Here is a 14,160-nt window from a genome sequence, read left to right on the forward strand (position 1 = left end):
TACAAGTATCGTGGTACACTTTAAGTTAAATTTGAAGCGTTGTTCAAGCAATTGCCTTATCTTGAAAGGGGCCAAGAAAGACGAACGATAGCCGATTCTCGTAAAGAATTTTGTATAAATGGGTGATGAAAATGCAGTAAGTGCATGTAAACTCGTAATGTCGATTTATGGCTGAAAATAAAAACACCGAAACGCCGGGGCAGGGGAAATCAACAAGACGCTTGGTTTCGCTGGATGCTTTCCGAGGCTTTACCGTGGCGGGGATGATTGTGGTAAATAGCCCGGCAAGCTGGGAGCATGTGTACCCGCCTTTGCTGCATGCTTCCTGGCACGGTATTACACCTACGGATTATGTCTTTCCCTTTTTTATTTTTATTGTGGGTATCTCCATTGCCTTGTCGTACGGGAAGCTCAAAGCAGCGGGTGTCGCTACCGGCAAGGTACTTGGGAAAACGTTCCGGCGTGCCTTTCTCATTTTCGTCATTGGTATATTCCTGAGCTTGTTCCCTGATTTCAATTTTTCGGAAATACGTATACCTGGGGTATTACAGCGTATTGCCATTGTGTTTTTGGTGTGCGCGGTGTTGTTTTGGTATACCAACTGGAAGCAGCAGGCCGTCGTCGGTGCCGCGGCGTTGCTGCTTTACTGGATAGCGATGGTATGTATTCCTGTTCCCGGTGTGGGTACGGGTTTGCTGGAACCCGGTAAAAATCTTGCCGCTTGGGTAGACAGCGCGCTGGTACCGGGCAAAATGTGGCAGGGTACGTGGGATCCGGAAGGCGTATTGAGTACGGTACCGGCTATTGCATCGGGAATTTCCGGGATGCTTGCCGGCAGGCTTATTGCGGCCACGGCCATGTCACAGGAGCGAAAGGTGATCTGGCTCTATATTGCCGGGTTATGTGCCTTTGCCCTTGGTTCAATATGGGGATGGGGGTTTCCAATCAACAAAAACCTTTGGACAAGTTCATATGTGCTGTACACATCCGGGTTGGCATCGATGGTGCTGGCGTCTTTGTTTTTTGTCATTGAGGTGCAGGGACACGCGGCATGGGCTAAGGTTGGTGTGGTCTTCGGGAGTAACGCCATCGTGGCTTACGTGATAGGCAGCATATTGCCGGATTTGCTGATGCCATTGAATAGCTGGTATGTCGGCAGCGTGGTGGAAGGGGCGAATTGGCCTCAAATGGCATCACTGCTATGGGCTTTGGGGATATGTGCGTTGTGCTACATACTCGTTTATCTGCTCTATCGGAGGAAAATCTTCATTAAAATTTAAAAAGGATCTGGAGGCAATGACGACACCTTTGGTCAATAACATCACGGTAAGAAAACAACAACCATAATCGAAAAAATATGCTACTTCCTAAAATGAGATGACAATGAAACAACGTTTTACATTCAAGATGAAATGGGCAAATATGCTGTGCATTTTGCTTTCGGCCTGCATGTTGCAAGGCATTGCCAATGCCCAGCAGCAAAGCAGGGCTGTGTCGGGTGTTGTAAGGACCAGCACCGACGGCGCCCTCGTCGAGGGGGTTAGCGTAGCGGTCAAAGGTGCGGATACCCGGGCTGCTACCGACGCCAGCGGCAGATACACGATCAACGTTTCGGGAGACAATCCGGTGCTGGTGTTTACGTCGGTTGGCTACCAACAGCAAGAAGTTGCCGTAAACAACCGGCAGGTGGTGGACGTTTCGCTCGTGCCATTGGAAGAGATGCTCGGCGAGGTCGTAGTGACGGCGCTCGGTATCGAGCGGGAGAAGAAATCCTTGGGGTACAGTGTGGGCGTAGTGCAAGGCGAGGACATGGTCAAGGTTGCCCAGGAGAATATTTTCGGGGGACTATCTGCCAAGCTTCCTGGTGTCACGTTGAACGAAACGAGTGGGCCCGGCTCGTCGGTCAGCATGATTATCCGGGGAGCCAACTCCCTGACGACGGACAACCAACCACTGTTTGTCATTGACGGTGTGCCCGTGTCCAGCGGACTGAATAACCAACGGCAGATGGGCGACCGCAACATCGTGGACTACGGAAATGCGATCTCCGACATCAATCCGGATGATATTGAAAGCATCTCGGTATTAAAGGGGCCAAGTGCAGCGGCATTGTACGGTTCGCGTGCCGGTAACGGTGTTGTGTTGATTACCACAAAATCCGGAAGGAAGGGTGAACGTACTACGGTAAATTTTTCAACGAGCAACGTGTTTGAGCAGCCAGTTAAATTCCTGGACTTCCATTATATGTACGCTTCGGGGAATAGGGGCAATTTGCTTGACGAGGGTTCGGCCTACTGGACCGGACTCCCATTGGATCGCGGCATCACCGCTGTGCAATGGAATAGTCCTCTGGATGAAAACGGTGTGCCAATCCCTACTGAGCTCCGTTCGTATAAGGACAATATGAAGAACTTTCTGCGTACCGGGATAACATCGACAAACAACCTGTCGGTCAGTGGCGGCGGAGAGCGCAGTTCATACCGCCTTTCGTTCAATAACATGAGCCACGGCGGTATGATACCCAATTCCAACCTGCAACGCAATTCGTTGTCGGCTGTGCTGGCCTATGAGCTGAATAGCAAATTAAAATTGAGCACGAACATCAACCTTGCGCGATCCAATTCGGATAACAGGCCAACCACAGCCAACCGTACCGCCAATCCATTAGATGCGGTGATGGCTTATCCGCATGTCAACATTCTCGAACTCAGAGACTATTGGCAGCAAGGCCAGGAGGACATCCAACAGCGGTCGGTACACAACAATACGGACAATCCTTATTTCCTTGCGTATGAACTTAATAATGGTTTTGTGCGGGATCGCGTTTATGGAAATATCAAGCTGGATTGGAACATTTCTCCCGAATTTTCGGCATTCGGACGGGTAGCGTTGGACAAATCGAATGAAAACCGAGAGACTAAAGTGCCCAAAAGTTATTCCCGGGCCGCACAGGGAGGGTACTACCTTCAGGATATCGCCAGTGCGGAATTGAATACCGACTTCCTGGTAACGTATCGCAAAGCACTTGCGGATGTGGATCTAAGTTTTTCGGGCGGGGGCAATTACATGCGCCAGACCTATCGCGACGCGTATATGGGCGGTGCTGCATTGACCATCCCCGGGCTGTACCGGATAAGTAACGTGCCGGCCAATCAGCTCCAGTACTCCAACGGTACCTCGGACAGGGCAATTTACAGCCTGTATGCCATGGGATCCATTGGCTATCGTGGGATGCTGTATTTGGATTTGACGGCGCGCAATGACTGGGCCAGCTCGCTGCCCGAAGATGGCCTGTCTTTCTTTTATCCATCTGCTTCCTTGAGCTGGCTGGCTAATGAGACTTTCAATTTGCCGAAAACCGTTTCATTGCTCAAATTCCGGGCCGGCTGGGCACAGGTAGGCAATGCACCTGGTGCTTACCAAATACATCAAATGCTGGGTACAGGCTTATATGGCAACCTGATTACATCTTCGGTGCCTGCTGATTTGCGCAATCCAACCCTAAAGCCGGAAATAGCGACATCTGCCGAGTTTGGCGTGGATTTGAACCTTTATAATAATCGGCTGCGCTTTGAGGGAACCTATTATAACGTAGGCAATAAGAACCAGCAGCTGCCCATTCCACTGCCTGAATCGTCGGGCTTTTCCAGTACGTTTGTCAATGCCGGACTCATCGTAAGCAAAGGGTGGGAACTGAGCCTTGGCGGCACACCCATTCAGAACAGCTCGTGGACATGGGACGTTAATGCTAATTTTTACCGTAACCGTACTATCGTGGAGGAGCTTACCGAAGGCTTCCCCATCCTGACCATGTGGTCAGATAACGGCGGCGGTTCCTTTGCCCGGGAAGGTGAACGGCTGGGTAACCTGTATAGCAGGGGCTATGCATATGTCGATGACCCCAGCTCGCCTTATTACCGATGGCCGATTCTTACTGAACGGGGTGAGTATATTCCGGTCAACGATCCGGATTCGCGGATGCTCGTCGGAAACTACAATCCTGATTTTCAGGTGGGGCTGCAGACCACCCTGCAATACAAGCGGTTCTCGCTCGGCCTTAGTTTCGACTGGCGCCATGGCGGACAGTTTATGTCATTTACGTACCGGTATGGCGGCTCCGACTGGAAGTCTGCCAGACAAATGCGCGAGCTGATACCGGGTGGCTTGTATGACGAGGCTGATTTGGCGGCCATGCTAAGGTCGGATCCCGAGCGGTATATCATACCAAGAAACGGACATTTCCCGCGGGTAGGCGGGTATGAGCAATCGACAGGTGGTTATCTTAATGACAATTTCGGCAGTCCTAACCAGGCTTATGACGGTGCGTTCATCCCCGGTGTGATTGCCAATGGCGACGGTACATACCGAGAGCACCTTGGTGGCCCAGGTACGGTTATCTATCCGGTGTCTAACTTGTTCCCCTGGAGCTACAATCAAGCCGTTACCTTTGATGCATCATTCATTAAATTGCGGGAAGTAACCCTTGGATACGACATTCCCAAACTTTGGGGCTTGCGCAATGCGCGGGTTTCCGTGTTTTCGAGAAACATCGTCTTATGGACCGCGGCCAAGATTGGCATCGATCCCGAACGGGCGTTCCAAGCGCAATCCGGTGTGCAGGGAAACACCTCAACGATGTATCGCCAAGGCATAGAGCTGCAGAATATCATGCCCATGACCATGCCGGTAGGGTTTAAACTGGATGTCACGTTTTAATTTGGATAACGTAAAAACAAGACTAAAAAAAACACCATGAACAAGGGTAGTAAACTATATAAGATCATCGTGAGTATGCTGCTCATGCTGAGCTTCTCGTGTAAAGACCGGTTGGTCGAACTTAATGAAAATCCAAACGCGGTTGCCCCGAATTCGGCAAACCCGAATTTGATGCTTGCCCCCGTATTGTCTCAAGCGGCCAAGGGCTATTTACGACTTGGATTTGGAACGGTCGGCGGGGTGATGCAGCATATGCAGGAAGATGGCTGGTTCGCCGGCTATAACCATTACCAGTGGGCACCGGAAAACTGGGGGGGATGGTACGGGCCGCTGCGGACAAACGAATTGATCCTCCGACGTGCCGAAGAGCTGGGCTGGCCGTTCCACGCTGGAATTGGATTGACCATGCGGGCGTTCCTGTTTGGAGTGATTACCGACTTATGGGGGGATGCCCCTTACACGGAGGCCTTAAAGGCGGGGAGCGCAGACGCCATTACCCATCCGAAATACGATAGCCAGGAAGTTATTTACCTGGGGATCATCGAAGATCTCAAAGCAGCAGCCAATATTTTTGCACAAAGGAATACGAACGGTATCATCGCCGAATATGATCTCTTCTACGGGGGAGATGCTGAAAAATGGCACCGTTTCGCCAATTCGCTCTTGCTGCGGTATTACATGCGCATTTCCGAGAAGCTCCCCGAGGTGGCGCGACAAGGAATAGAAAGCGTTTATCAAACAGGCATCTATATCCAAGATGCGGCGGATGACGCTACTCATGATTTCCTGGGCACCGACCGCGACAACTCCTGGCCTACGGCGGGAGGATTTACGTCGGACGATACCGATTTCCGGCGGCGCAAGCCATGCAGCACATTGCTTGATATCATGTTGGCCAACAACGATCCGAGGGTGCCAGTTTGGTTCCAGCCCGTGTATTGCCGTTGGGTAGCCGATCCTTCGCTCACTGTGCCCGTGGATCCGTATATCAGGAGAAACGGCGTACTGACCAATATCGTGTCACTGACGGATGTCCAGTATAGGCAGGAAATTGCCAATGGCAATACCTTCACACGCCACTTTAACCCCAACACGTTTACGACAGCTGTGTTGGATACACGGGAATATGTGGGTATACCCCCGGGGCTCAATGCTCCTGATACCTATAATTACAACCCCACTCCGGGGCAAACCGTCGAAAATCAACATGTGTCGCAGCTGGCGCCAATCTTTAGGGAACGTACGGGCGGCGTACTCACCATGCGGTTGATGTCGGCCGCTGAGACTGCCTTCATCTTGGCCGAAGCGGCATTAAAAGGTTGGTCTGTGGGTGACGCGGAGACGCATTACAACAACGGTGTGCTGGAGTCGCTGAAAGCTTGGGAAGCTGATAACACGTATGATGCATTCATTGCACAACCCGGTGTTGCCTATGATGGCACGCTTGCGCGCATCATGGAACAAAAGTGGATTGCAAGTTTCGCGGCGGCCACCGAATCGTGGTTTGATTACAGGCGGACAGGATTGCCAAATTTGACGCCGGGCCAGGCTGCACAGGAACGCTACATGCCGTTGCGTTTTATCTACGGTGAAAATGAGCTGAATAACAACACCGCGAATCTTCAGGAAGCTTTAGGCCGGCTGGAGCCCCTATCACAGGATAGGGGGGCGAACAGCCAATGGTCAAAGCCGTGGATAGTGCAAGGCACGGGGAAACCCTGGTAACCGATTGCTTGGTGAAGATAGGAATATTGCTTATCACATTGTCGCGCGTCAATAAAATATGCATATTCGCGGGAACGATTATTAAGCTTATCCTGTAATGATGAATAGACTATCCTTCATTCGAACGGTTGCATTGGTTTGTAGCCTTTTGTCCCATTCACTGGGCGTTTTTGCGCAGTCGCGTTCCAATCAACTTATCCAAGTGGTTGTTTCTCCGGAAAGGCCTGATTGGACTTATGCGGTAGGCGAAGAGGTAAACTTTTTTGTGACGGTGCTCAGGCATCAAGCCCTGATGGAGCATGCTGAAGTGACCTACTCCATCGGTTTGGAAAAGATGACGCCGTTGCAATCGGGAAAGGCCACATTGAAGACCGGTACGGCGGCAGTCGGTAAAGCGCTTAAGCTGGATGAACCGGGCTTCCTGCGCTGCGAGGCACGCATTACCGTGGACGGTGTGGAATACCGTGGCATTGCCACGGCAGCAGTGGCCCCGGAAAGTATTCAGCCTACACAGCAACTGCCGGACGACTTCTGGGATTTCTGGAACGGTGCAAAGGCCGAAGCGGCCAAAGTACCTTTGGACGCCAAGCTGACGCTGCTTCCTGAGCGCAGTACTGCGAAAGCCGATGTATACCATGTGAATATCCAGAATTTCGAGACCGGCGCACGTCTTTATGGCATACTGGCCAAGCCCAAGGCTGCAGGAAAGTATCCCGCGGTATTGCAGGTGCCGGGAGCGGGTATCCGACCTTATGCTGGCATCGTGGATTTGGCTGAAAAAGGCGTTATCACCTTGCAAATCGGCATACATGGCATACCCGTGATTTATGAGGCAGGATTGTATGACGACCTGCGCGCGGCATCATTGAAAAATTATCAGTTTTTCAATATGGATGATCGCGACCAGTATTATTACAAACGGGTTTACTTGGGCTGTATAAGGGCTATCGATTATCTGTATTCATTGCCTGAATTCGACGGAAATACGCTGGCTGTATGGGGCGGCAGTCAAGGCGGCGCCTTATCCATCGTCACGGCGGCGCTGGACAACCGGGTGGATTACCTGGTATCATTGTATCCGGCCCTGTGCGACTTGACCGGCTATCTTCACGGGCGGGCAGGGGGCTGGCCGCATATGTTCAACGAAGCAAATGCCAAATTTATGGCAAAAGATGAGAAGATAGCCGTGTCCGCGTATTACGATGTGGTCAACTTTGCCCGTGCGGTCAATGTGCCCGGATTTTATACGTGGGGCTATAATGACGAGACCTGCCCTCCGACCTCCTATTATGCGGCTTACAACCAAATCGATGCACCTAAAGAACTTTTCCTTGTGCAAGAAACGGGGCATTGGACATTCCCTGAACAGCAAACGAAAATTCAGGAGTGGTTGTTGGCAAAGCTGCAACCATAGTTGTCCTCGGTCGAAAGCCAACGGTCTATAAGCAACAAAGCCCACGTGAATCTCACGTGGGCTTTGGATTAATAGCCGACGCCTGTACGCCTGGGTTGGCGGATGGTTGGCCATTGCTGCGGCTGCCCATCCCTGCCGGGGGGAAGCACGCGTTTTTCCCGATTGACCAATTCCGGTTCTTCACTAGCTTTGTAAGCAAGCGTCGCAATAAGGATGACGTTGGATTTCAGATCGTCAAAAATCAGCTTGTCATACGTGTCCAGATTGGTGTGCCACGTGATGGTACTATACCCCCAGGATAATGAACTCATCATGAAGGCTGGTATTCCTGCAGCAACAAAGGAAGCATGGTCGGAGCCGCCACCTCCCGGAGATCCTGGATAATCGGTTTGAATATCCCGGGTGATGTCGCGGGGGGCAGCTGCCATCCACCGGCCCATGAAATCATAGGCATGTAAGAATCCTGACCCGTTCAGATTGGCCACGCGGCCGGTACCGTTGTCCTGATTAAATACTGCTTGCGTCTTTTCCACGATATCCGGATGGTCAAGCACAAATGCCCTTGAGCCGTTCAGCCCTTGCTCTTCGCTCCCCCAATGCCCGATCAGGATGGTCCGTTTGGGATTGGGGTACACTTTTTTCAAGATGCGGGCTACTTCCATCATCGTTATCGTCCCTGTCCCATTGTCGGTAGCACCCGATCCGCCTTCCCAGGAATCAAAGTGTGCGGAGAGGATGACGTATTCATCGGGTTTCTCGGTACCTTTGATTTCGGCAATGGTATTGAACGTCGGTACGGTTCCCAGATCCTTGGAGTCCGTTTCCACCTTGATGCGCGGCTTATGACCATTTTCGGCAAGCCGGTATAAAATACCATAATCCTCCAGGGAGATGTCCAATGAAGGCACTTTGGTGGTGCGCGATCCGAAAATTTTGTTGGAACCAAACTCACGCGACCAATAGCTGGAAAGGATTCCTGCGGCTCCGGCATCTTCCAGTATGCGTGGAAGTGAGTTGGCTGAAACGCCCGTTGCCTGAATCTTCTGGTTCCAGGCTGCTGTCAACGAATCGCGTTCTTTCTTCATCTTTTCAATGGACTCGGGACGCCCGAATTGTTCCCAGTTGTGGTCGGGCCGTCCGGTAGGCTGCGGCATGGATATCAATACGTATTTACCCTTTACATTGGGTAGCCAGGCCTTGAAGGCCACGGAATCCCGTACATCGGGCAATGTAATGACTTCTCCTTCTACCGCCTTGCCACCGGTAGTGGGACTCCATGCCAATTGGGTGCCTGCCAGTGTCTTTACACGTGGGTAGACCATATCGATGTGCGAAATGCCGCGGTCCCATCCCCGCCATTCGCCAAATTCTTCATAACGGGCTTCAATGCCCCACCCCTTGTATTTGTCAACCGCCCAATCGTGCGCATTTTTCATCTGCGGAGTGCCTACCAATCGCGGTCCTACCACGTCCAGCAGTTCGTGAGCAAGCTGTTCCAGTTGTGAATTGTTATTGGCTTCGGCTACGATCTGCTCCACGATCGGTTCGAGCTTTTGCTCCTGCATCATCCATTGCGGTTGTGCAAATGCAGTGGTCAAACTGGAGAGCCCCAACAGCAGGGACAGCGCTACCGGCTTAGCTGAGGGAAGGGGTTTTCGTAAAAAGTTCACATGTACCATGTCATTTTGTTTTGGGTTAATAAGCACTTTTGCGTTTAAAAAACGGACGATTCTAACGAAAATAGTTTGAAAAAACGATTGTATGGCAGAAATTTTACGAAGATTGTTGAATCTTTGCGTTGTTTTGCGATATGCTAAAGCCAATATGCTATATACTTGTACCAATATTGTACAAGAAGCATTGTGACGGGTGGATTACTTTTACGTTGTTTTCAAAACCTCAAGCAAACAGTTATGAGCCCACTACCGGCGGTCATAGCCTACGGACTAGGGACATTGGCGCTGGGCTGTAGCCTGATGGCTTGCCGTATAGAAGAAAAGCCGATGAACGTAAACGAAATACAGCTTACCAATGCCCCGCAGGGGCATACCATCCACAATACGCAAGTATTTTCTAAGGACGGCCAATGGATTGTTTTTGATACGCGAAATGATGATACCCAAATAGGCCGTACGGGTCGCATAGCGATGGTCAACGTGCACACTGGAGAAACGCGTACGCTGTATCAAACGCCAAACCAGTCGCCCGATGGTCCGGGGGTGGGAGCCGCGACATGGTCACCCGTGGCCGATCGGGTGCTATTCATCCATGGAATCCGGAATGCGGATGCTTCCCGGCCATACAGCATGACACGCCGTACGGGAGTCGCCATCGATATAGATCGGCCCGGACAACCGGTGTTTATGGATGCCCGGAACATTATACCGCCATTTACGAAAGGGGCATTACGCGGGGGCACACATGCGCATACGTGGAGCGGTGATGGACAGTGGATTAGCTTTACATACAATGACCATGTGATGGAGCAATTGGCTCAAACGGATTCAGCCGTAAGCGATCTGCGCATGGTAGGTGTGATGGTGCCCGGGAGGGTGGCCGTACCGGACGATGGATCTTTGGAAAACAACAGCGGGGAATATTTTGCTGTGGTCGTGACAGCGGTGACGGAATGCCCTACACGGGGAACTGATGAAATAGAACGGGCTTTTGACGAATGCTGGATTGGTACACATGGCTACCTCAAGCCGGATGGCAAGCGGCAGCGCCGCGCTATCGCTTTCCAGGGCAAGGTGCGCAACGCCGAAGGCCGGGCGGTCACGGAGGTTTTTGTGGCGGATTTGCCGGATGATCTGACGGAGGAGGCCGATGGGCAGCCGCTGGCGGGTACCGCCACTACGCGCCCCTGTGTACCCGTTGGTGTAATCCAGCGGCGGATCACCTTTTCTGTAGCGGGCATAGAAGGCCCCCGGCATTGGCTCCGGACGACACCAGATGGCGAAATGATTCTCTACTTGGCAAACGATCACCGAGGCATCGTGCAATTGTTCGGCGTGTCGCCCAATGGTGGCGAGCCGCGGCAACTTACGGCCAATCCCTTTCCGGTACAGGGGCCATTTAACAGCGACCCAGATGGACGATGGGTAGCCTATACGGCGGACAATAGCCTATTCATCACCGAACTGGCTACCGGCGATACGCATCGCCTCACAGCGCGGTTTGAAGATGCGGATAAGCCCGTTGGTGCACCGAACTGGTCGCCCGATGGGAGCACCATTGCATACAACCGGTATGTAGGCGAAGGGGATGGGCGGTTTTTGCAGATCTTTCTACTCACCTTTCAGGAGCCATCGGTTTATTAAGCATCAGCATGCGCACCCACCCGGTTTGTTTTCATCAATTATACATGTTCTCGTAGTCCTCCATGGTTGTCCCTTTGCCAAAGTACCTAATATTGTAGGTAAAGCTAAGCATAACGTACCGCTGCAATACATTGGACTGCGAATCCTGGATATACGTCTCCGTGATATCACGCCGGATGTTGTTGTTCTGCCCGAAAAGGTCATATACATTCAGGCTGACTTCGGCTCGTTCGTTTCTGAGCAGTTTCTTCCCGATGGACATGTTGGCCAGAAAAATGCTGTTGTCATAGCCTTCTGACAATCCCGTATTAAGCTGGTGGTTGACGTCCAGCCGGTAGATCAGGTTCTGCCAGAGGATCCAATTAAAATTGATGCGGGTCGTCTGATTGAAAAAATTGTTGTCGAGCGTAGGACGCAGGGAATTCTGGACGGTATTGTACGACGATCGGGTCCAAATGTTGAAATCAATCCGGTCGCTGATGTTGCTGCTTAACGAAATGCCTCCATTATAGCGGGTCGTGTTTACAGCATTTATTTGATCATTGATCATCCCCGGTCTGTGGGTGTAGGAGATACCGCCATGCAGATTGAAATTGGTTGGTAAAAAACGTATAGGCAAACCGTAGTGGAAAATTGATCGCAAATCCCAGTAACCATCCAGGTTGACCGGACGAGTGAGTTGGGAGCCCCGTTCGAGCACAATACCTTCTGCCAGCTCAATAGGTGCTTCTGCGATAGTCGTATTGGTGACCACATTGTTGGAGGTGACGGTAGACCGTACCATGGCAAAGAAACTCCGCTCGGTCTTCGGATTGTAACTCCGGTAACGGAGGTTGAACCGGTTGCTATACGATTGGTCCAGGTTTGGATTTCCGGTACGGAGGTGCAGGGGGTTCGAATTGTCGATAACCGCTTGCAAGTCCCCGACGCTTGGGGCGTTGGTGCGTGCGTCGTAATCAAATTCCAGGTTTTTAGCGTCTGTGATTTTATAGTCTAACCTTACCGAAGGCATTACGGCCCGGAACGTGCGCTGTAATGCGAATGGCACCGGGAATGCTTGGTCGTTTTTGAGCTGGGCATGCTGAAACTCCGCTTCGACCTGAATGCGGAGTCTGTCCAAGGAATATTGATAGCCTAACTCGGCTTCCTGGGTCAGGTATTTACTGTCGAAGGTATTACTGAGTACGGTGTCCAGGCGCACGCGGTTTCCCCAATCGTCTGTATCGTACGTCAGTTGGTCCGAGTCGTCTTTGCGTGTACCGATTTGATACTCCAGTTCGACCATGCCATGCTTGCCAAGCGGTTCTGTATAGGCCGCATTGGCTTGCCAGTCAAATCCTTTGCGCGTGCGCACAATTTGCTGGCTGATGTTCTCGACGCGCTCAGCGGGGTCAAAAAATACATTTTCTGCCTGTCTGTCGGCGTCATCATCATTTTTGTGATTGCCTGTCACCAGTCCCAATCGCATGCTCCGCCCGCGCTTTGCGAATCGGCGGGTGTACAACAGCCGGCTATTGAAGTCAATATCCGAGTTGTCGGCCAGGCGGCGGTTTTCAGTTTGGTTTATCGGACCCGGGTCTGCTAAGGTATTTCCGGTGAAAAAGCTGTTTTCCTTGTCATTTTGGGCAGAGAAGTTTGGCCGGAAAAGGATGCGGTTATTGCTGTCGATTTGGTATTCGAACCGCATATTGAACCGGTGGGCTGCGTTCCGGCGAGTATTCGTGCTCGATTCGGTATAACGTTGCCCATCACTGTCCGGAAGCACGTATTCGCGGAAAAGCGAAGATTCGCCGAAGTTTTTGCGATGATTGAATAAGTAGCTGGCGTTGATTGCTATCTTTTCGCCCCAGTTGTCGGTGTAGTTCAACCCGATGCGGTTGGTGTTGATGATGCCATTCTGTGGGCGTACCTCGCCCTGGCTGTTTGCGTCTGCCGAAAAGTCTACCGCGTTGATGTTATTGGTCAGCCCAGTAATGGTGAGCCGCTGGCCCTCATTGAAGGCGTTTACGCTGGCTCCTGCCATATACCTTTCGCTGTCGCCGTACCCGGCGGACGATTTGCCAAAGAGCCCTTTGCGGCTATTGGGCTTGGTGACAATATTGATGGTTTTCAGGCGTTCGCCGTCATCAAACCCGCTGGCCTCGGCCTCGTCGCTTAGTTTGTCAAACACCTGGATGCTCTGGATAATCTCGGCGGGTAGGTTCTGTAACGCCGCTTTGACGTCGGTCCCGAAAAACGGCTTACCATCCACCAGGATCTGCGCGATATTTTCACCCTGTGCCTGAAGGTTGCCATCTTCACTGGCCATGCCCGGCATTTTCTCGATGAGGTTCTGCGCGGAGGCATCTTTCATCGTCTGGAATGCAGCGGCGTTGAATTCGGTCGTGTCACCGCGCTGCTTGCCTACCGGAGGCCGTCTGGTGATGGTTATTTCGTCAAGGAACCGCGATCCTTCACGGAGGTATAAGGTGCCGATATTGATATCATCGTTGATTTCCAGTGGCTGTTCTGTGTTTTCATAACCGAGGTATTGTACGCGGAGGACGTATTCTCCGTCTTCCACCTCTTCCAGCTCAAACGTACCGTCCGAATGGGTCACCGTCTGCCGGATAACGAGTGAGTCCGGCGCGTGAAGTAAGGATATCGTTGCATTAGGGAACGGAATGCTGTCACTGGCAGAGCGTACTTGCCCTTTGAGGGTGTGCTGCTGGGCCATGGCTGACTGCAGATATAAGCATGGCAGCACGGCATAAAGTAAATATTTCATTAATGAATGTATTGTTTTAGTATCTGGGCGCAACCGCACAAATATCAGACCGTCGTCGGCTGAATCGGCCGTCAAGCCCGCCTTGTCACGCGTTCGTTATGTAAAATAACTGTTAACTTACCGTATATATGAAAACGGCATATATGAAAACGGCGCAACTGTCATCCGATGGTTAGTTTTGCGCTATTAGGTTAGAACGGTCTGTGCTTCACCGGTGA

The 14,160-nt window shown here is 51.6% G+C and carries 7 protein-coding genes; 5 read left to right on the forward strand and 2 right to left on the reverse strand.

Annotation, left to right across the window (positions count from 1 at the left end):
* The first annotated feature begins 167 nt into the window (after positions 1-167).
* The 4 genes from B5X72_RS15175 to B5X72_RS15190 all read left to right on the forward strand — a co-directional run bounded on the left by B5X72_RS15175 (position 168) and on the right by B5X72_RS15190 (position 7,855).
* Complete coding sequence (locus B5X72_RS15175; RefSeq protein WP_079717765.1) at positions 168-1,280, forward strand: acyltransferase family protein; 1,113 nt, start codon at positions 168-170, stop codon at positions 1,278-1,280.
* Positions 1,281-1,383: 103 nt separating this feature from the next.
* Entirely contained in the window at positions 1,384-4,716 is a 3,333-nt protein-coding gene (locus B5X72_RS15180) for a SusC/RagA family TonB-linked outer membrane protein (protein ID WP_079717766.1), read from the forward strand.
* A 36-nt stretch (positions 4,717-4,752) separates the two neighbouring features.
* Entirely contained in the window at positions 4,753-6,441 is a 1,689-nt protein-coding gene (locus B5X72_RS15185) for a SusD/RagB family nutrient-binding outer membrane lipoprotein (RefSeq protein ID WP_079717767.1), read from the forward strand.
* A 97-nt stretch (positions 6,442-6,538) separates the two neighbouring features.
* Positions 6,539-7,855 carry an acetylxylan esterase gene (locus tag B5X72_RS15190; protein ID WP_200121309.1) on the forward strand — a complete coding sequence of 439 codons (1,317 nt, stop codon included), beginning with the start codon at positions 6,539-6,541 and terminating at the stop codon, positions 7,853-7,855.
* Between the two features lie 68 nt (positions 7,856-7,923).
* Here the strand turns inward: B5X72_RS15190 and B5X72_RS15195 are convergent, their stop codons facing one another.
* The gene (locus tag B5X72_RS15195; protein ID WP_139378720.1) at positions 7,924-9,534 is read right to left on the reverse strand and encodes a M20/M25/M40 family metallo-hydrolase; all 1,611 of its coding nucleotides are present in this window, start codon (positions 9,532-9,534) and stop codon (positions 7,924-7,926) included.
* A 234-nt stretch (positions 9,535-9,768) separates the two neighbouring features.
* On the opposite strand from B5X72_RS15195, the gene B5X72_RS15200 reads away from it, so the two are divergent.
* On the forward strand, positions 9,769-11,175 hold the full coding sequence (locus B5X72_RS15200; protein WP_245826950.1) for a DUF3748 domain-containing protein: 1,407 nt from the start codon (positions 9,769-9,771) through the stop codon (positions 11,173-11,175).
* Between the two features lie 34 nt (positions 11,176-11,209).
* Here the strand turns inward: B5X72_RS15200 and B5X72_RS15205 are convergent, their stop codons facing one another.
* Positions 11,210-13,942: an outer membrane beta-barrel protein gene (locus tag B5X72_RS15205; RefSeq protein WP_079717844.1), complete on the reverse strand. Its 2,733-nt coding sequence runs from the start codon at positions 13,940-13,942 to the stop codon at positions 11,210-11,212.
* Positions 13,943-14,160: the final 218 nt, after the last annotated feature.

This window comes from Parapedobacter luteus (assembly GCF_900168055.1).
Lineage (GTDB): Bacteria > Bacteroidota > Bacteroidia > Sphingobacteriales > Sphingobacteriaceae > Parapedobacter > Parapedobacter luteus.

Bases quoted from the DNA above. Each gene is read 5' to 3' on its own strand.
- B5X72_RS15180 (WP_079717766.1), top strand. From the start codon at position 1,384: ATGAAACAACGTTTTACATTCAAGATGAAATGGGCAAATATGCTGTGC.
- B5X72_RS15190 (WP_200121309.1), top strand. From the start codon at position 6,539: ATGATGAATAGACTATCCTTCATTCGAACGGTTGCATTGGTTTGTAGC.
- B5X72_RS15195 (WP_139378720.1), bottom strand. From the start codon at position 9,534: ATGGTACATGTGAACTTTTTACGAAAACCCCTTCCCTCAGCTAAGCCG.
- B5X72_RS15200 (WP_245826950.1), top strand. From the start codon at position 9,769: ATGAGCCCACTACCGGCGGTCATAGCCTACGGACTAGGGACATTGGCG.
- B5X72_RS15185 (WP_079717767.1), top strand. From the start codon at position 4,753: ATGAACAAGGGTAGTAAACTATATAAGATCATCGTGAGTATGCTGCTC.
- B5X72_RS15205 (WP_079717844.1), bottom strand. From the start codon at position 13,942: ATGAAATATTTACTTTATGCCGTGCTGCCATGCTTATATCTGCAGTCA.
- B5X72_RS15175 (WP_079717765.1), top strand. From the start codon at position 168: ATGGCTGAAAATAAAAACACCGAAACGCCGGGGCAGGGGAAATCAACA.